Raw genomic sequence first — 24,308 nt, 5'->3', positions numbered from 1 at the left:
GCACTCGGATCCGGTCACGCGTCGCGGTCCGACTGACAACCATGAAATCCGAGCCAGAAGTCGCCCCGCCCGAGCGGGCGGCACACTACGCGTCCTTCACGCGTTGCTGCCCTGTTTGCGGGCGACAACATCCTTCACCTCGATCCAGCGCTCCTGCTTGAGAGCCCGGCGGGCACGTCGAACCTTAGGCGACCTAAACACCGCATAGGCGCCAGCCGCCCCCTCCGCCACGATTTCGGCGGCCTCCCTCGTGGTCACCGCTCGGGTGCGCCCCTTCTCTCTTACGACGGCCTGGAGGTGGCGCCCCTCCTCGACGCCCGTCGACGGTCCCGCAAAGGAAACGCTGAACGCGTCTGGGAGCGGAAGCTTAGGCAGCACGCCTGTAGGCGCGAACGACGCGAAGGCACGCTCCACACCGGTGAGGCCGGACGACTTCACCATGGACACGAGCGCCCACGCCTTCACCTTCTCGACGTCCTCGGGGTCAAGGTCTTCCAGGCGCAGGTCCCGATGCGCGGGTGCGCCTCCGGTAGCAGCCGTGAGCGCGGACTCCCGCAGATACACAGACAGCGGCTTACCGGCCTCCCGGGCAGCCGCGGTAAGGGTGTCAGCCTCGCCGTGCTTGAGCCGCACGGACACGATGAGGTCAGAGCCCTTGGGGTCGGGCTCGAAAGCCACCTTCCGACTGTCGTCGAAGAGCTCATCGAGCCGGTGCGCGTTCGCCTCGTAGTAGGCGGCGCGCTCGGCGCGGGTCATCGAGGGCAGGTCGGCATCGGTGAGGGTGGACGGGTCACGCTGCTTGGTCGTCATCACTTCACCTTCCATGCTGTAACGGGGACAGCTGTTCCTTGGTCGTAGTCAAAGAGGACGAGCCATCGGGAGCCGTCCAGGGCGGTCTGCTCGGTCCGCCAGTCCGCGCCCCCGGGGTTTGGGGATGCCTGCACCCGCGTGCCGGTCAGCATGTGCCAGTAGTCGGCCTCGGTGAGGCCCTTGTCGAGCGGGTGGTCGTTATCGGGATCAAACGCGACGGCGCTGATGTAGAACTGGGGCATCCACGCCTCCGTATGACGACGTGCCTCCCGGCTGTATTACACAGAATACGCCCCTTGGTCAAGGGCCGTGCCATGGTCGGGTCAGTGCTCTCCAGAGCGGGCCCAGGTGGCACAGGTACGCCGTACGCTCGCCACATGGCGCAGTGCACAGCTCCCATCTACGGTCACCGGTCCTCAGCAGCAGCGGCGCGGTGCCCTGCGTGCCGCGGCGGCAGGCGGCGCTCCAGCCCCTCGTACTACTCGTACTTACCACGACCGCCGTCTGTCGGGTCGACGCACCGGTCGGGTGGGTCCGGGTCCAGCTACAGCGGCGCCTCACGTCGCACAAGGGCCGGCAGAACGGTGCCGTACAGCGCCATCGAGTGGCGCACCATCGCGCCTTTTGCCGAGAAGGCCGCGGAGCAGGCAAGTACGCACCCCGACCGCCGCGATCTATTCCTTTGTCATGCCTGGCCCGACCGCAAAAGCAGTGCCGCTGAACTCTACGGAGCCCTGAAGTCCAACGGCTCCACGGTGTGGTTCAGCGAGGAGGATCTTCCTCTTGGCTCGCTCATGATCCGCGAGATTGACAAGGGACTCCGAAATTCCCGGGTCGGGATCGTACTCGTCACGCCGGCGCTCCTCGACAGCCTCGAGGCCGAGGGGGTTGCCGAGAAGGAATTGGCGGTGCTCCTGAGCACCCGTCGCGTCATCCCTGTCCTGCACGGGGTGACCTTCGACGAGCTCAACGACGTTAGTCCGATGCTGGCATCCCATTCCGGGCTCAGCACCGCAGAAGAGTCCATCGACGCCGTCGCTGCCAAGATCGCGGCCGCGGCCGCCGCTCTCCCGGCAGCATGAGATTCGGCGTCTGTTGGTCCCGGATGGACGTGGCGGTTCGACCAAGTTGGCTCTGGCGTCCGACGTGTCGACTCGGCGTAATTGGTCAACCTGGGGTGAGTTCCAGGTCGACGCAGAAGTTTCCCATCGTGGTTGAACGGGCCAGTCGGCCGCCAGACGCCAGGCCAGGGCCCAAGCACGGGTCCCCCGGAATCTTCCGCTGTGAGATCATCCACCCGTGAGTCTTAGGGAATGGCTTGGCAGACGTCGTAGCCCGCGCACCGCTGGTGCACTCCGCACCACACCCGCGAACCCATCGTCGCCGACGCAACGCCCAACGCTCACGATCAGGCTCTCCGGGGCCCCTCTGGTCAAGCTTGCCGGTACGACCACCTTCTGCGCCGAGGCGGCGCACGGACTCGTTCGCCGACGAGGCCTCGCCGGGCGCGGGCTACTCGAAGAGGCAGGAGTACTCGAACGCGAGCCGAGCAACGCCTCGGATCCGAATGCTGTCGCGGTGCTCGTGGAAGGCGAACGAATCGGCTACCTTCCCGCTGGCGCCGCAGGCTCCCTGCTGCTCGACGAGCGAACAGCGCGCGCGGTGCCGCTGCAACTGGCGTACCTCGTTGAGGGCGAGACTGCTCGCGTCGAGGCGTGGGTATGGCTCGGGGAGGATCTGCCTCCTCGGTGGCAGTACACCGCAGAGAACCTGCCTCCGATGACACCGCAGGACAAGCGCACCAGCGTGCATCTCGCCCGACGCGAGATGGTTGCCGAGGCGCTGGCGGGTGGCGGTGACCGCGCAAAGACCTTCGAAGCGGGGATGGTCAGCGGCGTTCACTACCTGGAACTCGTCGAACCCATCAAGCAACTCAAGCGCGACAATCGGCTCGAGGAAGCGCTGGAACTCTGCTACGCAGCGATCCAAGGTGCCGAGGGCGACCGCGCTGGCTCCACACCCGCACCTTGGTACACCGAGCAAGCGGCGATCATCCATCGCAAGCTTCGCCAACCGGAAAGAGAAGCCGCAGTACTAGAACGCTGGCTTGCGTTCGTTCCCGTCGAGCAACGCGCATCGACCAAGCTCGGGCAGCGCCTCGCCAAGCTGAAGAACTGACGCCACCTGGCAGCACCAGTACACGCGGCGACGACACGCTCAACCGCTCGCCTCGGCATGCCTGCCGCGACGGTGGCCCGCCCGAATGCACCGTCAGGTCTTCAGACAAGTCGTTCCGGCGCCCCAAGCCTACGCACTCCCCCGGAGGATCGGGGCTGGCCGCGAACGCGAGCCTGCGCCTTCGCATCGACCAGCCACGGGAGTGCGCGGGTGAGACCCCGACCGCACGCCGCAAGTTCCCGTGTCGCGCGGCTGTTCCTCGTGTGTGGGCGGCCCCCAATAGAATTTGCGCTGTGAAGGTCACGAGGCTGCCTTGTCACCAGTGCGGGAACGACGTGGTCCAGCTGCCGATCTTCAACGGGTCCCGGCGGGCGTTCAACGCGGTGGCGATTGAGCCAGTCGAGGGCGACACAGGGGCACTGTCCGAGCACTGGTACCCGATGCGAGGCAAGGGTGCGCTGCCGGGCGACATGATGGCCGCAGCTGACATAGTCGGCCGCCCGTACCTCACGCTGCACCGGTGCGTCCCGATCGCGGACATCGCGAGGCACAGTCTCATGGAGATCCGTTGGACGCCCGGCGCGGTCAAGGTTGATGACCTTGTGTTGGACCAGCTGCACGAGTACACCTACCGGTGGCCGACGTCCTGGGCACACATCCTGGGCGAACACCCCTCCATCGCGTTGTGTGGAGAGCGGATGCCCGGTCGACGAACCAACGCTCGCGAGCGGGAACGCCTGCACACGATGGTGGTGTGCGCACAATGCATGGAGCGCCTCGAGCTGTCCGAGGAGTCCCGGGGACGCGCGCTGCTGCAGGCAGTGCGGGACATGAAGCGAGCCGATGTCGAGTCGGGAACGGTGCGAATCGACCCTGCGAGCATGGGCAACTTCCTGCGTCGACGTGGCGTACCCGACGCGCCCGTCCACTTGGCAGAGTGCGCGTTCATCCGCACCAGCGTGTTCGTCCCATCCGAGTGGGAGGGGTTCGAGAAGTTCCCGCCCTATTCCAGTGCCTGCCCGCTGTGCCACCCGGTCAAGTCCCTGGATGAAAGGCTCGCCGACGTCACCGCGCGTCGCCACCAGGCCGAGGTCGCCGCGGCCGTTCACGCGGCGCAGGACCGTGAGCGAACTGATGCCGCAGTTGCGGCACGGCGCGAGGCCGAACGCGTGTTCGGCGCGCTGGGCACCTTCGTGTACCGGCCGGCCGGACGGGGCAAGAAGCGCAGCCAGGTCCACCACTTCACCTGCGCAGTTCTGACAAACTCCGATTCCGAGGGATGGGTCGGCACGGACAGCCCGCCCGTGGGCCTGACCCACCATTACTGCACGGAGTACATCTGAGGCATCCAGGCGAACAGACGCGCGCCTCGACGTCGAAAACACCACCGACGACCCGGGTTCGGTTGTGCACGTCGGCGACGACTGCCCCATCGCCGGCCGATTCGAGACCCCACACCGGACCCAGCCACCATCGCTGAATCGACCCCTAACCCGACAGGCTCACCCTGGTCGAGCTCCTAGATCGGAGCGGCGAGCCGCTCCGCAGCCCGATCAATGACGAGACGCCGAAGGCCGACTAGGCCCCGGTCCAAAACTACTAGCAACGTGCGTGCTCCTGAGGTGCGCGTTCTCGGCGCCGAAGGCTGCTCCGGCACGGGAGGATATGGGGCATGACGACTTCGCCCCGCTTCCTGTCCGTGAAGAACGTCGCCGACGAGCTGGCGATCACCGAGACCGCGGTGTACACCTTGCTCAAGACGGGCGAGGTGCCCGCGATCCAGGTCGGGCCGAAGCGCGTGTGGCGCATCGAGCGCGCGAAGCTCGAGGAGTACATCGAGCGGCAGTACGCCGCCGCGCGAGAGGCCATCGCCAAGGGCCAGGTCACGCCCGAGGTCGACGAGGAGTAGCTCAGTCCCGCGCGGCCCGCCGCGCACGACGCGCGGCCGCCACCTGATCGAGCCGGCAGCGGCGGCAGCGACGCCGGCCATCGGAGTACTTGTAGGTGTTCTCGGGTGTGTAAGGGTGCCCCTTCGGGCAGTGCGTCTTCCTCCGGTTGTTCTCCCCCGGCAATGGACGCTCCAGCGTCCCGTACCGGTACATCCGTTGGTGGTGCAGATCGCACAGCACAGCGCGTCGGCTCATCCGCTGACGGTCGCACCCCTCCACGCTGCACGGACCTGGCGGCGGCGGGGTCTTACGCGCCGCGAAGTAGTCGCGCATGTGCGCTTCGGTGGCCGCGTCGATCCGGTAGCGGCCGTCTGGGTCCTTCTGGTAGCCGTGCCGTTTGAGCCAGGCCCGCACGCCCTGGCGAGTGATGCCCAGGTCTGCCGCCAGCACTGGCGGTGACGTCCACGCCCTCTGCATGAGTCAAAGCGTAGGACGTCCGACACAAGCGACCCGGAGCGTGGTACTCACGCCCTGGAGTTGCTCGTCGAGCACCAACTAGGGCGCGGCTCCCATTTCGCGGGCGGGCATGCGGCATCGTTCGTCTCGTGAGCGCGAGGAGCGATTTCGACCGGAAGACCACACGCATGGTCGGGCTTCGTGTCGACGACGTCGCGTACTGGGACATCCACAGCTTGGGCGACGAGCCGCGGGAGTGAGACTACGGCGACTGGCATCACGCCGTGATGGGCGTTGAGGTATGGACGAGTGCGGGTCCTGTTTCAGTGCCGTGGACGAGCTCGTTCTACCCTTACGGCGTCGAGGTCTTCAGCCAGCCGATGAAGGACTTCCTCATCTTGAGCGACAACGGCCCGGAGCGCTGGGCGGTCACAGATCACCCGCAGTGGAGATCGCGAGCTGGCCAACAGATCCTCGCCGTAGACATCTAATGGGAGCGGCTCGAGGTGGGCACTGCTCGTTCCTCGGACGCGCGGGAAGTGGAGCATGCCCGGGCGATCAAGCTGCCGGTCGCTCTTCGTCTCGACTTCGCTGCGGGCCCCGTTTGGTTCGTCGCAGGCATCCCCCTGGGGAAGACAGAGTGTTCGCCCCTGGGGATGAGATCATCGTGATGTCCACTTCCGAGGGAATGCTCCGGCTCGGATTCCCCGCTGGCCCGTTCACAGCGCCGACACCCTAGCTCGCTGCCGTCCTGCCCGTGCCCAGACAGTACAAGCGCACAAGACGTCGGCCGCCCGGTAGGTGATCGCGAGCCTGTCGAGCGGGGGGCAAGTCCGCGCCACAGCTGGGACGGTGCGCTCATCGTTCATCGTCGCCGTGCGATCATCGTCCACCCTCGACGAACGGGTCGCCCTCGCAATTCTCCCTAGGAATACCGGCCGACTCTAGGCAAATATCTCCACTGCTCTCATTATCCAAAACCCGAGGAAACCCTGTACGCAGCCAACTCACCGTTCGACGCAAGAACCCAACTGCATGCCGCATCCTCACCCTCACGCGCGACTCCCTATTCGCACCAGCGCCTGGCCGGCTGAGAATGCGTTGATAATTCCCTGCCTCATCCAGACACCCGCTGCACTCTTCGTATCGAGACGATCCCCACCGGTGGGATCACGGTCTTCATAGCCGCCCACGAAGCTGCGCGACTCGCACAACGCGGTGGCGAGGCCACAGTCCGCACCGAACAGCGTCGCGCGCCACTGCGGCAAGACCGCATACCGGCCAAGACCGGATACAACACTGGAGGTCCGCTACCATATCGCAATGAGTATGATCATGAACTACCTCAAACTGGGCCCCGCCGAACTCCGGCAGGCGATATCGGATCCCGAATGGGCATACGACCTGGCTTTGAGTATCGAGGAGGCAGACGACGCAGGGGATCGAATATTCGACATCGACAAGTCATGGCAGATTCTGGAATTGATTCTCGAACAAGTGGGAGTGAACCCGGCCGCGATTCGCGGAGACTATCCGCTGCCGAGCGCCGGCGATTGGGGCTACGGTCAGCCTCAGGTCATTGAGCCCGATACAGCCCGGCAGGTGACCCTCCAATTGTCACGGCTGGATTTTGATGAGGCTATGACGTCCATTGATCTTGACAGCCTGACCAATCAGGAGGTCTACGCTTTAGACGTTCTGACTGCGCCGGACATGGGCAGGGCATACCTCGCGCACCACTATAATGTACTTAAGGAGCAGTTTGAGGATGCATCGACTTCGTCGAGCGGATTTGTGATCTGGATCGCTTGACAGTTCAATGGCCCATTCCATGCACGGCCGATCACATTTGCATTAGCGCTGAATGAGCCGCCCGGCGGAGATCGGGGTCCCCGTTTCTACTCAAGGATTCGAGCCTTTCACGCGCCGGCGAATATCTCAAGGCACCTAATGCTTGCGCGGCAAAGTTCCGAACTGTGTCGTCATCGAGTGCACGAAGGAGCACTTCGCCCGTGTCGTGGCGCTTGGTCTTCTCGAGGTTCAGAATGATATTAAAGCGATCCGCGCCCAGATCGGCGTCCTTTGCAAGCGTGTAGTACAGATCTGCCCATTCTGGACATACGAGGCGCCCGAGCATGCTACCAGTGAACATGCGCACTCTTGCGGCATAGAATTCCCGCTCTTCGATACTCGACTCGGGCGCGAAATATGCCTTTGGGACTCGATAAATGAAGGTTGCCAACTGCGGTATGACTACATCACTTGCCGCAGCAACAGATGCTCGCTCTAACAGCACCTGCGCAACCCCCGGATGGGTCGTAGTCATCGCATGGCGCAATAATGCCGGTGCGATCCGCAATGCGTTGTCGGCGCCAACGGGAATCTTATCCAGATCGATTGCATTCACGCCCAATGAATCTAGTTCGGCTAGAACCCTCTCCGAATCACGCCGATAATGAGCGGTCCATTTCGATTGGCTTATTGTCATGGAAGATTCGTCATTCTATGGATCGTGATCTGCGGATGTGCGGTGATGGTGGAGTAGAGGCGAGTGTCCGAGCGAACCCATAGATGCAGTCTGCCCGCAGGACCAACCAGCGCCAGGTCGTCCTTCAATTGAGTCGATAGGTGCTGTCGCGCTACGTTCTTGACTTCATGCACTTCGCCCCTGCTCAGGTCCAGTCCGTCCGGAATTCTGCTCCGTCCGTTGATCTGGACCACCTCCCGGTTCTTGTGGATTCCGGTAATCGCCGACCACTCATCTTCGCCGGCTACTCCTCGTGCGCACGATGCCGCGCCGCCTGAGTTGTGATTGAGCAGCGTCGCAACGCCTGCAACCACATGATACGTGTGCGTTCCTGAGATGGTGAGGTTGTGGACCTTGGCGCGTTCGCGGCTGATATCAACGGACGTGAGTTGGACGTGGGTACCAGCGGAGGTTTGCAGCCACTGCCCGGGCTCAAGGTCGCCGGCGTCGACCCACTCATCCATGTCGGGTACCCAGAACGGGTGACCGTCGGTCGCTGTGACAGACCCGGTGTCGCCATGTGCGTCGGTCACGGTCAGGGTGACAAGGTCCTTGTCACCCTCCCCTGTGATCAGCGCGACGACAGCTTGGGGTTCGCTCGTACCGGTGGTCTCGTCGGTGGCGAGGACCTGGTCGCCGAGCTGGACATCCTCGATGGGTTTCGTTGTGCCATCCGCGAGGAGTACCAGAGTGCCGGGTACGAAGCTGTTGATCGAGCATGCCCCGCCGACCGTGGACGTCGATCTCGCCCGTGAGATCACCCCTCGCGCCCACTTGACCTCCTTGTAGAAGCTGATCGCGCCGTCGATCACCTTGTACAGGGCCTTGATCGCCTTCAGCCCCTTGCCCACCGGGACGATGCCCAGCGCGAGCACGCCACATGCGCCCAGGTCCTTCTCCAGGCAGCCGACCAGGTCGTTCCAGCCGACGAAGTCCTTCAACGCCTCCCAGCCGAGCTCGAGTGCCACATCCGTCACGCTGCGGTCGAGAATGCGCTGTGCCCGAGCGGTCTCGCTCTCCGCCGGGGCCGACGTCGCCGCGCCGGTTGAGCCCGTGTTCGTCGCCGAACCACCCCCGCCAGAGGAAGAGCCCGACCCGCCGAGGCTCCCTGCCGGAATGCACCCGCTGTGGCAGTCGTCCGACGGGTCGCCGTCCTGGTAGTCGTTGTCGACGTGTTCGCTGGTCGGGTTCGTGCTGGTCCAGCCGCCGCCGCTGGTGGTCTTGCACGTCTGCCAGGCGCAATCGTCCGGCTTCAGCCCGGTCGGGTCCGACCACGTGACCGGGTTGTTGTTCGCGTACGAGTACCCGTGGATCTGCTGCGGATCGGTCAGATCCATCACCGGATCAAGCGAGACGAACCTGCCCAAAGCAGGGTCGTACTCCCGGGCACCGAGTGAGACCAGCCCCGTGGTTTCACGGTCGTCATACCCGCCCACGAAGCTGCGCGACCCCGCCCACTGCGCCGGCGACGAGCCGCGGTCCGCGCCGAACGGCGTCGTACGCCGCTGCGACAACGTCATCGTGTCCGCCCGGATCGACAGTTGTCCCGTGCCCTGGTGGTCCGCGAGCACGAACGAGACCGTGCGATCGTCGTCCACGACCGCCGTGTGGCCACCGCCGACGTCGATGTACCGGGTCGCCTTCGCGACCGTGGGCGCTGCACTGTTCACGGTGACCTCGGTGTGCCCCAGGTACAGCGTCGTTTCCGTACCCGCACCGCGGTTCGTGCGCGCGAGCAGCCGGTTGCCGTCCGCGTCGTACACGTACTCCACGCCGCTGTCGTCGGCGTTGGTCACGTCCTGGACGCGGCCTTCGGGCGACCAGGTCAGGGTCTGGGTGTCACCGTTGATCTGCCGAGTGGTGGTCTGACCGGCCTTGTCGTAGGTGTACGTCTCTTGGGACTTGACGGCCGGGTTGGTTCCGGACGCTGCGACGTCCTGGGTGACTCCGGTGACGGTGTGCGGCTGTGTGGTCCCGTACTGGTAGGAGCGCTTGATATCCCCGGGGACGCTGGTCCCGGCGATGCCGTGCTGGGTCTCGGCGAGGCGGGAGCCCGCCTTGTCGTAGGTCCATTCCTGCCAGTACGGCGCGGGCCCGCCGAGCGAACCTGCTGCCTTCGCCGCGGCGCCGTCGTCGGCACAGCCCGTCGACTTCTGGGTCCACGCCTCGGTCAGTCGTCGCAGATGGTCGTAGTCGTAGCACTGCACGTCCGTGCCGGTTCGGGACACGTCGGCCAACGACAGCACGTTGCCGGCCTCGTCATAGGTGTACGTCTCCGACCGATCGATACCAGGCTGCAGAAGGCGGTCCGCCCGGTAATCCGTCAATCGGTCCGTGGTGCGGTCGAACGCGTAGGTCGCGGTGATCAGCTCACCGGCGTCACCGTGCATCTCCATGTGCGTCAGACGGCCCACGTTGTCATACGCTGAGGTGGAGGAGATCCCCTCCGGGCCGATCATGCCGAGCACCCATCCGGTGTCCGGGTCGATGTCGTATGCCGCCGTCTGGCCGGGCAGCGCGCCGGCAGCGGGCAGGCCCAGGCCAGAGATCGAGCCGTCGGGACCGTATGAGGTGACCGTCGTGTAGTTGCCCGCGAGCTTGCCCTCGACGGCCGGGATCACCACTCGCGTGCGGGTCGCCCGGTAGAGCCGGTCGTACTCGAGCACCTGGGTGCTGTACTGCGCGCCGCCCTCGTGCCGGGTCGACGAGGTGAGCTGGCCCTTGGCTCCCGGCAAGGTGTCATACGTCCATGACGCACGTAGCGCCCCGGTCGCGGAGTCGGCGCGCAGGCCCGTGCGACGGCCGAGCCCGTCGTAGGTGGTGACGAGGGTCTGTCCGGCATCATCGGTCGTCGAGGTGACCTGACCGAAGTCGTCGTAGGTGGAGGTCGTGGTCCCCGCGTCTGGGTCCTTGGTGCTGACCTGCCTGCCACGCTGGTCATAGCCGTACTCCCACCGGTTGCCCGCCGGGTCGACCACGGTCTTGAGTTCGTCGCGCCCGGTGTAGGTGTACTTCGTCGTGTCGAAGCCGGTCGTATCGGCCGGGGCGGCGGTCGCGCGGTCATGGTGTTGGCGCAGCTCGGTGGTGCGGCCCCGGGCGTCGACCAGAGTCGTGGTCGCGGTGCCACCATGTGGCGGAATCACTGTCGTGCGGTCCCCGCGATAGATCGTGCGGGTGGTGGACATGACTTCCCCGCCATCGCCGTCGTTGCGCATCAGCTTCGACAGCACGGGCCGGCCGAGGCCGTCGTAGCTCGTGCGCACCTGCCCGTCGACCACCGCACTGTCGTAGGGGTCGAACAGCACCCCTGCGGACGCACTAGTGGTGTAGTACGGGTTGTAGGTCCGTGAGACCAGCCCGCGGGAGTCGTACATGGCGTCGGCGAGGATCATCCCGCCGTCCTGCCCCGGAGCCTGCGTCTGGACCGGGCGCAGCAGCCCGTCGTACAACGTCCAGGACGTGCGCGGGTCCCCGTTGCTGTTCAGCGTCGTGGTGCCCACGGCCGGGGCCGCCTTCCCGGTGACCTTGTAGGTGTACTGCATCGACGGCGTCTGCGTGACGACCCGGTCGGCCAGCCAGACCTTTGACGTGCGGCCGAGCGCGTCGTAGGTGACGTTGGTCGCCTTGCCGTTGGTGTCGGTCACCCGCGTGGGAGCGCCCCGCCGCGGGTCCAGCAGCGTGGTCGTGGTCAACGCCGACGATGCCGTGCCGGGCTTCGCCTGGGGGCTGGTCTCAACGATTTGCTTCGCGAAACCCGTCGCTGGCGTGTAGGCGGTGGTCGTCTTCCGTCCGTCCGCCCGCGCGGTGCGCGACAGCACGCCGCTTGACGTCAGGTGGACGTCCGCCGCGACGTCGGTAACGCTCGTGGGCCTTCCGTAGGTGTCGTATGTGGTTGCCGCCTCGACGTACCGAGCCGTGGTCCCCTCGTAACCTGCGAGGTCTGCCGCACCGGTGATGCGTCCGATGGTCGGAGCAGTGTCATATCCGGCACCGTCATACGCGTACCGGACGTCGGAGATCACGTCCCCGCCCGTGCGGTTCGGGGTGGCTGAGCAGGCTACGCCCCATGTCTGCTGCCGAGCGTGCAGCCCGAGGATGTTCTTGCTCGTGTTGCTGGCGTAACTCGTACTCACACACTTGTCGTCCGTGGCGAGGGCTGTGTCGCCACGGTCGTCGACCTTGGTGATCCTGCCTGCCACCTTGTCGTATGTCTGGTACTTCTCGGTGGTCCGCCACGGGGCTCCGCCCGTACCCAACGATGTCCATGACTTGGTGTGGCTCGTGCCGCTGAACCCGGACCTCAGGTCGCCCCAGGACCGTTCCCTGATCGCGGTCTGGTGCCACCAGGGCCGGTTCACCGTCCTGGAGACCACGGCGCCGTCCGGCGCGCTGTAGGTCGCGGTCTTGTAGGTGAACCCGGCGTACTGCTCCGCGTCCACGATCTCGGCACCCTCGTCAGATTCCAGCTTGGCCTTCTGACCCGGCATGCCGCGCAGGAACCACGCATCTGACTGCGTCAGCTGTTGCTTAGCGCTACCGGTGGTGGTGCGAACCTGCCCATACCCTCGCCAGTCCGACCAGGTCTTCTCTTCCTCGGGCACCATGCCCGTGGACTCGTCGAAGTGCCACGCCGCACCGCCGAGGTACTCATACCTGGTCACCTGATCCGGCGACGTCTCGGTGCGGTCTGTCGTGACGACCTCGGTCACGACGTACTTGTTGAACCAGTCGGTCACCGGGTCAAGGTTCGGCCCCGGCTTGCGCATCTGGGGAAAGCAGCGCGTGGTGTTCGTCTGCGGCGAGGGCAGTGACGACGGACTACAGGCTTCGGGCGAGTAGGTCACGTCCACCTGGCCGCCAACCTCGTCCGCGATCACGGTTAGGCGCGACTTGTAGAACGGCTCCTGGCCGTCCCCGTCCGAGTCCATCCGGTTGGCCATCTCGTCGTACCCGAACGTCACGGCCGGCATCGCGATCGCGGTCGTCCCCGTGTGCCCGGTGCGAGTGATCGACGTCAGCAGGAGCTGATAGTCCGAGTCGGCAATGCCCCACCGGTGACCCAGCGTCCACGAGTCGACGTTCTGCCACGCGGCACCCGACCCGGTGTCGGCGAACACCTGGGTGGTGATCTTGGTCAGCATCTTGCGCGTCCAGAACGACGGCGACGTCCGGCCCTGGTCGCAGGTCGCGCCCGCGTTGCAGTTGAGGTCCCACGGGGTGTCGAACCATCCAGACGGCTGCGTAGCGATGTTGGTGCACTGGACACCACCTGAGGCGAGACACCGTTCCGCGGAAGTGAAGCTCACCCGCCCCAGCGGTTGTGCCGCGCCCGCGCCGACCAGGTCCGCGCCACGCAGGCCGTAGTCGACCCGGGTCAGTGTGCCACCGCGGTGATAGACGTTGTCGGTCGCGGGGTCACCGAGCTGCCCGTACTGGTTCCGTTCCGCCGCATAGTGGTAAGTGATCTTGTTCCCGGCGGCGTCGACGGCGTAGTCGAGGTTCCATCGCCACGCCTGGCGGCACAACGACGCCTTGCGTGTCGCCGCATGGCATTCATCGCCGGCGTCGTCACCCACGACCGGGACGGTCCAGGTCGAGGCGGTCACCGCGTCGCCGGACTGCCAACCTGGGAGCCGGTTATAGCCGAAGAAGTACTGTGTGCCGTTCGGTGTGGTGACCTTCCAGTACTCGCCGTCGTTGTCGCTGTTGCCGCGCGCTGTGCTGCGCAAGCGTTCGATCTTGGTGCCGTCGTCCTTTTGCAACCGCCACGTGTCGGTACCCGACGGGACCAGCTCACCCGCGACACCGTTGAACGAGATGAACGCGTTGTCGTAGTCCCAACACAGGTCCCCGATGGGCCGGCCCGCGTCGTTCTTCACCTCGTCCAGCCCGCACGACTTGTACTTGCGCTCGATGAAACCGGGCCAAAGATCGAAACCGTCGCCGACCTGGGAGGCCTGGTTGTTCGTCGAACTAGTACGCCCGTCGATACCACCTGACGAGTACGAGATCCCGAGATTCGGCGTGAAACTGCCCGGCACGTCCGGCGCGCTCAGCGGGTAGTTCCAGGCGAAGCTTCCGGACCGCAGATCGGTGGACCAGGTGTTCGACGGTGACAGGCTGCTCGCGCCGAACGACCCCGAGTCTCCGGACACCCCAGCAGTGACCATCAGCACCGTGGGCGCCCCTTGCGCCCCGACGGTCACGCCCTTGGCCAGCAGGAGGTCCTCGCCGGTGCGATTGAGCGCACCAACGTCGCTCTGGGCGACACAGGGTGCCTTCTGCGGAGACTCCAGCGCGCAGTCCGCCACCTGCACCACCGTCAGCCGGTCCCCGTAGGAGCCCCCGTACCGCCCCGCGAACTGCGAGTAGTCGATCGTGACGTCGACGACTGCGTTGCTCTCGGCAGCCTTGTCGTCCGATGCGCGCGCGTCAACCTTCTCCGCCCCGACCGCTGACAGAGCGACGAGCACACCGCCATGCTGGTCAGTCTCCGCCGGGTGGACATCAACCTTGAGGTCGGAAAGATCCACATCCGGCGTGCCCTTGGACTGCTGGAGACCCAGCGGTAGCCCGCCCACATCGACCAGGCCAGTGCCTTGGTTCTGGGCCTTTGCTTCCGCGACAGCAACGAGCCGACTTCCGCCACCTGGCTCTACCGACGGCGGCCGCGTGACCTTCGGCGCGGGAGGGATGCCCGTGGGTGCCAGCTTTCCAGCGGCCTTGCCCGACACACTGACTCCCGGATCAGGAACCTCAGGCGTCGCGACGGCATCATCTGCCACAGACGGCCCCGCAACTAGGCAGGTCGCCAGGAGGGCACTCACGACGACGAACGCCGGCGCCAGCCTCGAGCGTGAGGCTCTGGTCCCCCGAAGAACGCGTCCGCCCAGCCTTCGCTCGTTGTCCTTGCGCCTGCGCAACATCGCGTCCCCCGAATCGAAGTAATTGGGTTCAGTCCGAGCTCGCGAACTCATCCCGCGGCTCCCGGCACGACGGTCTCCATCCCGGACGGTGCCGTATAGAGCGACTTGACCTGCGTCTGATTCAGCGCGCCACGGAACAGCCACACGTCATCCATGCCGCCGGGCCAATACTCGACCCAGGACCCCGCAGAAAGACCACGACCGAGGCTCAGGCGTCGCACCTGCGAAAATGCGGTAGCTCCCGGGTCCGTGCTGCCACCATCCTCACTCAGCGCGCCGTCGATATAGAGCCGCGCCACTTGCCTCGGGGCGTCGTAGACGATCGCGAAGTGGTGCCAGTCGGAGGCGAACCCTGCATCGATCCGCACGTCGTGATACTCCGCTCCCGTCGCGTTCTGCTCGCGAAGCACCAGCATCCAGTCGCCGCCCGCAAGTTCATCGGTCTTGCCATTCGGGATGTAACGAAGCTGGACCGACTCCTCGACATCGCCGGTCAGCGCCAAGACCGTGCGCTTACTTGCGAGAGAGTCGCCGGTCGCGCGCATCCATCCGGCAATCGTGAACGACTCGTCAACCGCGATCGGAACAGTATCGAGGTCGGTTGCCGCGTAGTCGTCCTTCCCGTCCAACACCAGCCCGTAGTCGTCCACGCTCGCAGCGCCGGGAGCGGAGGACCGAACCGCACCGGCACCCAACGCCAAAGAAGGCGGCAATGCCTCACCAGATTCGTCACGCACTGCGTTAAGGATGGAGGCTCCAGTCGTGTCAGCCTCTTCGAAAGTCCACCGCGCCCCCACCTGCGGGATGCGGGTTGCTAGCGCACTGGCCTCGGTGGCGGTCACGATGCGGTTGTAGCTCCGTACGCTGTCGATGTCTCCCTTGAAAGGAAGGGATGGTGCACTCGTTCCGTATTTGGCGGCACCAATATACGTGTCGCCGGTCGCCGCCCATCTTTCAGGCATGGCGACCTCGGTTGTGGGCACGCCGTTCACGTAGAGCTGCATGGTCTTGCGGTATGCGTCGACGACCCCGAGCAGGTGTGTCCATTTTCCGAGGGTGACAGGGACCTGAGAGATTACCTTCGACCCCACCGACCCTGGGGCGTCTGATTTGTCCTGGCCGAACACCCAACGGTCCTGGGCGGACGACAGGTAGAGCATGAAGCCCAGCTGACTGGACCCACCCCGTGAGGCCACCATCGCCGGACTGGTGGGCAAGGAGTCGACCTTCGCCCAGGCTTCGACGGAGAAGTGCCCCGCGGTGCTGACCGACCCACCACTGCTCTGCGCCCAGTCGCCTGAGCCGTCCAGTCTGAGCGCGTTCCCCTCGGCGGCGCGGTCTCGTCCCGGATCGACCACCTGAGCATTGCCCGCGAGCGTAAATCCGGTGGGTGCCTGCTCACCATCGACCGGATCGTCGAACGTCCAGTTTCCCACCGGGTCCCGCCCGTAGTCGACGCGGAAGTCGTAGGTCGAGGTCGCCTTGTTCCCGGCAGCGTCGAACGCCGTTGCCGTGAGGCGGTGGTCGCCGGGGTCTTGGGGTAGGTACGCCACTCGAACTTGGCCGCCGGCCTTTTTCACGATGCTTCCGCCCGAGAACTGATACTCGTACCGGACGACGTCCGATGACGACGAGTCGATGGTGAACCAGCCATACTCGCCAGCGCCACCGTGGGGCATGTCCTCAGGGTCCGACGGATCAGGCTCCGGGTACTCGTTGTTGTCCGACGTGATGACCGGCGCCTTCGGCATGCTCGTGTCGACCACGAAATAGCATCCTGGGCTCGACCAGGGGCCCGAGGAAGATACGCCCTCACCGTCAAGCTGCCGATCCTGTACCCGCACGATCCAGCCGATCCGCACGTTCGCAGGCACCTTCGGCATATTCATCGAGAAGTATGATCCGCTTTTCTTCCACGGAGTAGATAGGGTCGTGTCCACACTTCCGTCGGAGCTCGTCACGCGGAACTGCACCCGGATGGCTTCACCATCTGGGTCCGTGGCCGCTCCTGTGTGGACGCCCATCAAGTTCGATTCCGCCGTGCGAATTCTCACGGGACTCGCAAGAGTTGTGTCGGAACACTCACCGCCATACTTTAGAGCAAGAGCCGACGTCTTCACCTGTCGCGGCACCGAGTTGTACACCACCTGCAGGTAGGCGTTCTTGGAGAACCGCTTCCAGTGGTATTTGTCCGTTTCCGAGTCAGCCCGCAACCCCAGCGCCACGGTGTTCCACCCTGCTGCCGCGCCCTGCTCGATCAAGGACGTGACGGAGAATTCCGCTACTCCGGGTGACTTGCACGGGTCTTGGTTCCCCCCGTAGCTGAAGGATTTCGATGTAACTAGTTTCTTGAAGAAGCCGGTTGCCGCCTGCGTGTTCCACGTCGTTGACGAATTGATGCCCTTGGTGTGGTAGAGGTGCACAGTTCTCGCGGTGCATTGAGCCGAGTGCGTGTTCTCCACACGGAACTTCGCAGAACTGATGCCCTTGCCCTTGAACGTCGAAACGTCGAACTGGTAGAAGAGCCGGTACGTCGAGCCGCCCGCGCAACCAGCCCACCCCTCACAGGTCCCGAGCCCTTCGTCGGCATCACCACGGAACTGCCAGTAGGACGTCGACGGGTAGGACTTGTTGGTCGCCGTCCACGCCGTCCTGCCCGGGGTCGCGACTCGTGGATCGATGACCACGGGGAACGTCGTCTCCGGGTCCTGGAGCAATGCCTGGTCAGGTACCAGAGTCAACTCGTCCTGGTCCGCAGAAACGGTCACCTCGACCGGCGCGACAGCGCCTTCATCGGCCACCGCAGGCCCCCGCTCCGGTTCGGCCGTCGTGCCGGCGACACGCGCCGCGCCGTCGCCTCCCCCACCGGAGGGCTCGGCTGCTTGCCCGCCCTGCTCCCACATCGCCGCGGGCGGTGCCTCGAACACCACGGCATCGGAGCCCTGGTCAAGCGCCGTGAGCCCGCCGTCCTGGGCCACGCTCACGTCCAACCCTTCGGTGTCCAGGTCGAACCGGATTTCCTCCAGCTCGGGCGACGCAGCAGCTTCCGCCGTCTTGACGACCAAGAACGAGGCGAACCCACGCTCTGTCGCTGTCATCTGCAGATCCACGCCGTCGATGACATCGGCGTAGGTCGCGGTGTCTCCATTCAGAGCTGGCGCGGGCAAGGCCCCTGGCCATGTCCACTCCATGACGCGAGCATCTCTGGTCAGCCGGACGAGCGGAGCAGTCTCACCACCACCCGAGAATTCCACGTCCACCGTGCTCGCCGCCGGTGTCACGACACCGTCCGAAGCCGCTGCCAGTGTGGTATCCACGCGCACCCAGCCGCCATCACCACGCGCCCATCTCGGAACGACGAACTCACGACGTTCCAAGGCGCCGGTGGCAAGCGCCCACACCTCGTGCGACTCGCCACGGTCCTCCACGACCTCGACCGGCTTGCCAGTCTCACTCGCGCGCGACAACGCGGCCTCTTCCGCCACGGAACGACCGCCCACCACCTCATCCGGCGCCGTTCCAGGCATCGCCGTCCCGGTAGCGACATCGTCACCTGGTCCGGGCAGCTCCTCGCCCGTCTCGACCTGATTGCTTGCCGCCGTGCCGGTCGGAGCCTCTGCGGCGCTCGACGCCGCCGGGACCACGGCGGCAACACCCACAATCGACAGGACCACGCCCATCGCGAGGCCCCCCGCTACCGACTTGCTGGGCTCGGCACGGCGACCGACCACAACTCTGGGGAACCATCCGAATCCGCGCACGACACCGCCATGTGTTCAGCTGACCGAGTAGGCGCCCGAGCGATCAGTTACCTCGATCACTCAAGCCTGCGGCGATCAAACTGGATGCTCGATGCGAGGTCAATGACCGTAGCGGGTGAAAAAACTGGGGCACTCACAGCAGGCCCCGACCCGGCCTGCGCCCACCCCTCCCGACAGCCGGACCTGGACGACAACCATCGAGATGAAGGTCCCGCGGGCCGCACGACCTCGGCTGCGAGCAGACGCTCGTGCGCGGCCCGGGGCGGCGCACTCGAAGCACAAGGGCGACGTGATCGACGGAGAGCGCAAACTGCCTGCCCGCCGCGCTCTCGCCGTCGGCGGCGCGCAACCGCAGCGCTCCGCGATGCTGATGGTGCAGGGGCGGAGACTGTGCCCGGCCTCGACGATCGTCGTCGTGCCGCGGTGTGCCGCCTCGGAGAGCGCGTCGCCGGCTTCACGGCCACGACATCGTTCGCGCGCTCAAGTCTCATCGAGCAACTCGAGCTCGAAGGCGTCACCGGAGAAACAGGCGTTCACGGGATCCCGCGGCCCTCGCCCTCACCGGGCGGGGTGCTCCAGTGAGGGCGCGGGGGTCCGGGTCCGCAGTCGCTTCGCCTCTGCTTCCTCTCGCCTATGGGCGTCGGATGGACCCCGCGCTGTCTCGATGGGCCTCCAGGACGGAGGTGCGGGAGGGTTCGATCGCGGGGTACTTGGCGGCGACATGTGCGTCGAACTCGACGCCCCAACCCGGTGCGATAGACGGCTCAATCACTCCGTTAGCAGCCGAAGGCGCGCCCCTGAATATCTCCCTGACCGCCTCGGACGGTTCGTGGTGCTCATGGATGCGCAGGTTGGGGCTGGCGAAGCCAAGAGCGGCGTTGGCAGCATGTCCCACTGGGCTGAGGTCCGACGGCCCGTGCCAGGCGATCTGGGCGCCGAAGTGGGCCGCGAGGTGGGCGAGCCCGATCGCCGGCGTGAACCCGCCGATCATCGACAGGTGGCTGCGGACTACGTCGATGCTGCGGGAGGCCAGGCCAGGTAGGTACTGGTCGACCGTGGTGAAGACCTCACCGATGGCGATCGGGTGGGTGGTGTGGTCGCGCAGGGTGGCCAGCCAGCCGAGGTGCTCTGGTGGGAAGGGGTCCTCGAGATAGACGAGGTCGAATGGCTCGAGTGCTCGGGCGAGTTCGATGGTCTCTTGAGGTTCCAGCCGTCCGTGGACGTCGACGACGTACTCCTGTCCGTCGCCGAGCTCACGCTCCAGTAGTTCTAGGGTGCGGACGGTGGCCGCGATGTACTCGCGTCCCGATGCCTGGGGTCGGCCATGGTCGGGTCCCTGCACCATCGGGCGTACCCGGGTGTGGCCGCGCTCGCGCGCGAGGCCCACCCGCTCGACGATCGTGGGCAGGTCGGGCGCGAACACGGATATGTAGGTGGGCAGGTGGGCGCGGGTGAGGCCGCCCAGGAGCGACCAGACGGGCATGTTCGCGAGCTTGCCCTTGATGTCCCACAGGGCCATGTCGATGCCGCTCAGCGCACTGTTCTCGATGGGTCCTCCGCGCCAGTAGGGGCCGAGTTCAAGGCTGCGGAAGATATCGGTGACGTCGCGCACGCTGCGACCGATCACCCGTGGTGCGAGGTAGTCCTGCACGACGGTCTCTACGGCCTTTGCGCGGAACGTGAAGGTGGCGCAGCCGAGTCCTTGTAGGCCGGGGGTGTCGGTGTCCACCTGGACGACGACGAGGTTGAGTCCTTCAGGCGCGGTGATGAAGGTGCGTACGTCGGTGATACGGGGTGAGTCGTCCGCGTCGGCCCACGGAGGGGTGATGGGTGCGGTGACAGGCGTTGTCGATGTCATCGGCCAACCTCCTCGAGGTTCGCCGGGCGGCCGATGCGCAGCGGCTCGATCCGGCCGACGATCCAGAAGATCGCGACCAGGGTGAGCACTCCCATCAGCCCGCCCACCAGGAGCGGCACTGTAAAGTTGCCGCCTGCCGCCTTGACGACGAAACCGACAAAGAGCGGGCTGAGGAAGGAGCCGAGCCACAGGGCGCCGTTCTGGATGCCGGCCAGCCGGCCCACCGAGGCCTCGTTGGGTGCGAGGTCGGCGGGCAGGGACCACATGGCACCTGAGGCGAACTGGGTGCCGAAGTTGGCCAGGGCCAGCAGTGCTACGGCGAGGATCGCGTTGTCCACGAAGGCTGCGGGAGCCATCGCCATGGCCGACACGATGCCCAGGACCATGGTGACCTTGCGGGAGTAGTCGAGGCTGTGGCCACGTCGCACGAGCCAGTCGGTGAAGAAGCCGCCGACGAGGTTGCCGATGACCCCTGCCACGATCGGCAGCGCCGACAGCGTGCCGGTCTTCAGCAGCGAGAACCCGTAGGTGTCGACCAGGTAGGTGGGAAGCCAGGTGAGGAAAAACGCCATGGAGAAGCCGCGGGTGAGGAACGCGAGGATCAGGCCCCAGACCTTGCGCTGGGTGAAGAACGCCGCCAGCGCCACCGCGGGCTCGTCGGGGCGGTTGCGTGCGTCGTCGTTCTCGAGCATCGCCAGCTCGGCTGCGCCGATTCGCGGATGGTCCTGGGGCTTGCGGTAGAACTGCAGCCACACCAGCGCCCAGATGATGCCAAGTCCACCGCATACGACGAAGGCGGATCGCCAGCCGGAGAGCGCGATCAGCGCCGCCGCAAGAGGGAAGGCAAGTGCGGACCCGACCGCTCCCCCGGTGTCATACAACCCCGAGGCCAGCGCTCGTTCCCGCAGCGGCATCCATTCGCTGACGACCTTGACGCACGCCTGCTGCTGCGGTGCCTGCCCCAGCCCGAGCAGGATGCGAGAGACGATCAGCGTGCTCAGCCCCTTAGCCATGCCCGCGGCAGCCGTGGCAAGCGACCACAGCAGCGCACCGAACCCGAGCATGCGGCGGGCTCCGTACTTGTCGACCATCACCCCGGCAGGGAGCTGAAAGACGGCCATGCTCAGCGCGAACCCGCTGAACAGGATGCCGGTTTGGGCCGCGTCAAGGCCTAGATCGGTGGAGATGGTGGGCATAGCCACACCAAGGATGGCTGTGTCCATGATGGCAAGGCATGACGCGCCGGCGGCGAGCCCGATGACGGCCCAGCGCAGCCGGCCGGGTCGCGTCACCGTGGTGTTGGTGCTCATGGGATTCCTCGTGATCTTTCGTCAGCGGGTGCGGTCGGCACAGGCACCGGGCGCGACGTCGTCGTGCGCCCTCGGCGGGCACGGTGCTCGTGTCCCACCGATACAGCCAGTGCCGTCGATCCGGAGGTGCGTCCCGGGTCGCGCGACTGTGCACGACTCCCGATCGATCGGTATACCTTCTGGCGAGGAATGTATACATTCGCGGCCCAGGGCGCAACCTTCTTGACAGCGCCGTGGGGCCTGCGGGCATCCGAGCAGCCTTCCTCGTATACTTTGAATACATCAGCCAAGATCCGCGGCCAGGGCGGGTCGACATCGCTAAGGTGGCGCACACCGAGAGCCCTGCCATCGAGGTGCGGGTCGCGCCGAGGGCAGCAGAGGATCTGACAGTGACCACCACATCTCCGCCCGGAACGAAGCAGCGCCTGTCGGGCATGTTGTATGACGAGCTACGCAGCCGCATCATCGCGGGTCACTACCCCCAAGGGCACCGTCTGATCGAGAACGAGATCGCCGAGGAGATGCAGGTCTCCCGGATCCCCGTGCGCGAGGCGCTGCCACGTCTCGCGACAGACGGTTTCGTGCAGCACCTCCCGCGACGCGGTGCACAAGTCACTGTCTGGAACAGCGCCCTCGTGGACGAACTCTTCGACGCCAGACTCGCTCTCGAGGTCCGCGCGGCCATCCTTGCTGCCCGGCGCGCCCAGCACGACGCGGCAATCCGCGACCAACTCGACACCCAGGTGCGCGCCACACGAGAGGCCATGCGCTCACCCCAGTCACTCGAATTCGCGACCACCCACGCGCAGCTCCACCAGACCCTCGTCGACATCGCCGACAACGGAATCCTGTCCTCACTCATGCAGGCCGTAGCCGGCAGGCTCACCTGGATGTTCCACCTCACCAGCCAGAACGACCAGTCCCTCGCCTGCGCCGAGCACGAAACGATCGTGGACGCGATCTGCTCCGGAAACGAACGCCTCGCCGAGTCCAGGGTCTACGCCCACATCGAGGCCGGACGCGCGCCCGGCATGGCCGCCATCCACGCCTCAGCCTGACGTCCGGGCCGTCCGCCGTCTCGAGGCATCTCGCCACACGCCGGCTGGCACACGTCCGTGCAGCCGCCCTGAAGATCCACGTAGCCTGCGCCCGGCAGCAAGCATCCGCGGCAGCAGCCGCAGCGAAACACCTCCCGGAGATCCTGAGCCGGCGCGGACCTTGAACGAGATTTCTGAGCGGCGTGTCGACGGCGCGCCCTGTACGCGGCCCGGGCGCGACAGAACGGTGGCGGTCTCAACCCACCAACGCACCACTGCCGAAGGTAACGCGTCGCGCGCCAGTCACCTCGCGTCACACGAGTTGATTCCGGAGCCCAGCCATCACGAGCGGTACCGCGGACCCGGACCGTGAGCTTCCCACTGAATCGGCTCCAGGAGGGCGGGCCTCGATTCAGGCATTAGCGTCCTCCGCCGGGGGGGCACCGGGACGCTCGCCGACCTCGGACCACTCTTGCAGGCGTCGAATCACCTCGGCCGGCGGTTCGGCGTACCGAGGCAGTCGCAGTTCGCCGCCCACGTGTTCGACGACGACTCGGTCAGACTAGGTCGGTCGGCCGGGGACATCCCCGCGGACCGCTCGCACGTCACAGCGCGCGATCGTCGACACCCTCCACCATCCGTCCACACGAAGCGCATCGTGCGTCACCACGGCCTGCTTTCGCTCTGCCGGAAGGAACAGGTCTGCGACCGGTCTCTCGTTGTCCCCTTGCGCTACCGGTGATGTGCCAGCACTGCACCACGAAGGGCACCTCCTCGCGCGGCAGCAGGAGCGACGAAACCTGACGCGACAGCGCGCTCACAACCGCCGCTGAAGCGTTGCCGCTGGCAACAAGCCGGAGCGATTGTCGTCCGAGTCTTCCTAATTTCACCCGCTACCGGCCTACGCATTTTGCCCATGCGCAGCGCACGCGGCTCGTCTCTCACGCCGCGACGCTACGAACGCTCCCTCCACTTCAACCCTGGGAATCCTGGGACTCTCCCGCGAGATGGAGACGGCATGTCGCTCCACGGCAGACCTCTCCCGCACGCCGTGGCCTGGGTCCGTTCGAACGACGAGAATCAACGGGGGGAGGCTGCTGACGCCGAGCTGTCACTGTCCGGTCACGACCGCCATCATGCGTATCGAGACGAGGACCCCAGGGATCACAGCACCGAGCTTGGCCGCGTACCGGGCCGGAGGATCGTCCGGGAACCACCGCGCGTACTCCTCGTTCATCCCGGCGAAGTCGTCCGGGTCCACCAGCAGCACTCCCACCTCGACGACGTCGTCGAGCGTCACGCCGGCCGCATGGAGGACCTCTCGACAGTTGGTCAACGCCTGGTGGGTCTGCTCCTGGATCGTCGGGCCGGCAAGGGCGCCCGTCGAGACATCGACACCCACCAGCCCCGAGACGATGACGAACGGACCGGCCTTGACCGCCTGGGAGAAGAACGGAGAGCCAGGAGCCATGGACGTGCTGACGGGCTCGCGCATGCCTTCAGCCTGCGCGCGGCCCGGTCGGATGTCTATCCCACTCGCGGAGTCGTCCTGTTCA

The 24,308-nt window shown here is 65.9% G+C and carries 15 protein-coding genes; 6 read left to right on the top strand and 9 right to left on the bottom strand.

What is annotated here, in order from left to right:
* Window positions 1–96: 96 nt before the first annotated feature.
* Window positions 97–810 carry a hypothetical protein gene (locus ACFUVW_RS03655; RefSeq protein WP_430569992.1) on the bottom strand — a complete coding sequence of 238 codons (714 nt, stop codon included), beginning with the start codon at window positions 808–810 and terminating at the stop codon, window positions 97–99.
* On the bottom strand, window positions 810–1,052 hold the full coding sequence (locus ACFUVW_RS03650) for a hypothetical protein (protein ID WP_430569991.1): 243 nt from the start codon (window positions 1,050–1,052) through the stop codon (window positions 810–812). Before ACFUVW_RS03650 ends, ACFUVW_RS03655 begins: the two co-directional genes overlap by 1 nt.
* Window positions 1,053–1,394: 342 nt before the next feature.
* On the opposite strand from ACFUVW_RS03650, the gene ACFUVW_RS03645 reads away from it, so the two are divergent.
* From ACFUVW_RS03645 to ACFUVW_RS03630, 4 genes are all read left to right on the top strand, one after another.
* A complete protein-coding gene (locus ACFUVW_RS03645) occupies window positions 1,395–1,892 on the top strand; it encodes a toll/interleukin-1 receptor domain-containing protein (RefSeq protein WP_430569990.1) in 498 nt (165 codons plus the stop codon).
* A gap of 217 nt (window positions 1,893–2,109) precedes the next feature.
* Window positions 2,110–2,988, top strand: a complete 879-nt coding sequence (locus tag ACFUVW_RS03640; protein WP_430569989.1) for an HIRAN domain-containing protein — start codon at window positions 2,110–2,112, stop codon at window positions 2,986–2,988.
* 293 nt (window positions 2,989–3,281) lie between these two features.
* Complete coding sequence (locus ACFUVW_RS03635; RefSeq protein ID WP_430569988.1) at window positions 3,282–4,331, top strand: hypothetical protein; 1,050 nt, start codon at window positions 3,282–3,284, stop codon at window positions 4,329–4,331.
* Between the two features lie 329 nt (window positions 4,332–4,660).
* Window positions 4,661–4,897, top strand: a complete 237-nt coding sequence (locus ACFUVW_RS03630) for a helix-turn-helix domain-containing protein (RefSeq protein WP_430569987.1) — start codon at window positions 4,661–4,663, stop codon at window positions 4,895–4,897.
* A gap of 1 nt (window position 4,898) precedes the next feature.
* On the opposite strand, the gene ACFUVW_RS03625 is transcribed toward ACFUVW_RS03630, so the two are convergent.
* Window positions 4,899–5,354 carry a hypothetical protein gene (locus ACFUVW_RS03625; protein ID WP_430569986.1) on the bottom strand — a complete coding sequence of 152 codons (456 nt, stop codon included), beginning with the start codon at window positions 5,352–5,354 and terminating at the stop codon, window positions 4,899–4,901.
* A 1,302-nt stretch (window positions 5,355–6,656) separates the two neighbouring features.
* On the opposite strand from ACFUVW_RS03625, the gene ACFUVW_RS03620 reads away from it, so the two are divergent.
* A complete protein-coding gene (locus ACFUVW_RS03620; protein ID WP_430569985.1) occupies window positions 6,657–7,145 on the top strand; it encodes a DUF1877 family protein in 489 nt (162 codons plus the stop codon).
* A 31-nt stretch (window positions 7,146–7,176) separates the two neighbouring features.
* Here ACFUVW_RS03620 and ACFUVW_RS03615 read toward each other — a convergent pair whose 3' ends face one another.
* The 5 genes from ACFUVW_RS03615 to ACFUVW_RS03595 form a co-directional block, all read right to left on the bottom strand.
* Window positions 7,177–7,740: a HEAT repeat domain-containing protein gene (locus ACFUVW_RS03615; RefSeq protein ID WP_430569984.1), complete on the bottom strand. Its 564-nt coding sequence runs from the start codon at window positions 7,738–7,740 to the stop codon at window positions 7,177–7,179.
* A 77-nt stretch (window positions 7,741–7,817) separates the two neighbouring features.
* The gene (locus ACFUVW_RS03610; protein WP_430569983.1) at window positions 7,818–14,645 is read right to left on the bottom strand and encodes a polymorphic toxin-type HINT domain-containing protein; all 6,828 of its coding nucleotides are present in this window, start codon (window positions 14,643–14,645) and stop codon (window positions 7,818–7,820) included.
* A gap of 188 nt (window positions 14,646–14,833) precedes the next feature.
* Window positions 14,834–18,466: a LamG-like jellyroll fold domain-containing protein gene (locus ACFUVW_RS03605; protein WP_430569982.1), complete on the bottom strand. Its 3,633-nt coding sequence runs from the start codon at window positions 18,464–18,466 to the stop codon at window positions 14,834–14,836.
* 712 nt (window positions 18,467–19,178) lie between these two features.
* Window positions 19,179–20,405: an enolase C-terminal domain-like protein gene (locus ACFUVW_RS03600; protein ID WP_430569981.1), complete on the bottom strand. Its 1,227-nt coding sequence runs from the start codon at window positions 20,403–20,405 to the stop codon at window positions 19,179–19,181.
* Window positions 20,402–21,715 (bottom strand): MFS transporter, encoded by a 1,314-nt coding sequence (locus tag ACFUVW_RS03595; RefSeq protein WP_430569980.1) that lies wholly within the window; start codon window positions 21,713–21,715, stop codon window positions 20,402–20,404. The genes ACFUVW_RS03600 and ACFUVW_RS03595 overlap by 4 nt, the downstream gene beginning before the upstream one ends.
* Window positions 21,716–22,104: 389 nt before the next feature.
* Between ACFUVW_RS03595 and ACFUVW_RS03590 the strand changes: the two genes are divergently transcribed.
* Window positions 22,105–22,773 (top strand): GntR family transcriptional regulator, encoded by a 669-nt coding sequence (locus tag ACFUVW_RS03590; RefSeq protein ID WP_430569979.1) that lies wholly within the window; start codon window positions 22,105–22,107, stop codon window positions 22,771–22,773.
* 1,090 nt (window positions 22,774–23,863) lie between these two features.
* Here ACFUVW_RS03590 and ACFUVW_RS03585 read toward each other — a convergent pair.
* Window positions 23,864–24,247, bottom strand: coding sequence for a RidA family protein (locus tag ACFUVW_RS03585; protein WP_430569978.1), 384 nt, complete (start codon window positions 24,245–24,247; stop codon window positions 23,864–23,866).
* Window positions 24,248–24,308: the final 61 nt, after the last annotated feature.

The organism is Isoptericola sp. NPDC057391 (assembly GCF_042668085.1).
GTDB lineage: Bacteria > Actinomycetota > Actinomycetes > Actinomycetales > Cellulomonadaceae > Isoptericola.
This window is presented reverse-complemented; position numbering and strand designations above follow the sequence as displayed.

What these genes read in the sequence shown, in the direction of transcription:
- ACFUVW_RS03585 (WP_430569978.1), bottom strand. Translation starts at nt 24,247, where the DNA reads ATGCGCGAGCCCGTCAGCACGTCCATGGCTCCTGGCTCTCCGTTCTTC.
- ACFUVW_RS03605 (WP_430569982.1), bottom strand. Translation starts at nt 18,466, where the DNA reads ATGGGCGTGGTCCTGTCGATTGTGGGTGTTGCCGCCGTGGTCCCGGCG.
- ACFUVW_RS03630 (WP_430569987.1), top strand. Translation starts at nt 4,661, where the DNA reads ATGACGACTTCGCCCCGCTTCCTGTCCGTGAAGAACGTCGCCGACGAG.
- ACFUVW_RS03655 (WP_430569992.1), bottom strand. Translation starts at nt 810, where the DNA reads ATGACGACCAAGCAGCGTGACCCGTCCACCCTCACCGATGCCGACCTG.
- ACFUVW_RS03600 (WP_430569981.1), bottom strand. Translation starts at nt 20,405, where the DNA reads ATGACATCGACAACGCCTGTCACCGCACCCATCACCCCTCCGTGGGCC.
- ACFUVW_RS03595 (WP_430569980.1), bottom strand. Translation starts at nt 21,715, where the DNA reads ATGAGCACCAACACCACGGTGACGCGACCCGGCCGGCTGCGCTGGGCC.
- ACFUVW_RS03620 (WP_430569985.1), top strand. Translation starts at nt 6,657, where the DNA reads ATGAGTATGATCATGAACTACCTCAAACTGGGCCCCGCCGAACTCCGG.
- ACFUVW_RS03650 (WP_430569991.1), bottom strand. Translation starts at nt 1,052, where the DNA reads ATGCCCCAGTTCTACATCAGCGCCGTCGCGTTTGATCCCGATAACGAC.
- ACFUVW_RS03625 (WP_430569986.1), bottom strand. Translation starts at nt 5,354, where the DNA reads ATGCAGAGGGCGTGGACGTCACCGCCAGTGCTGGCGGCAGACCTGGGC.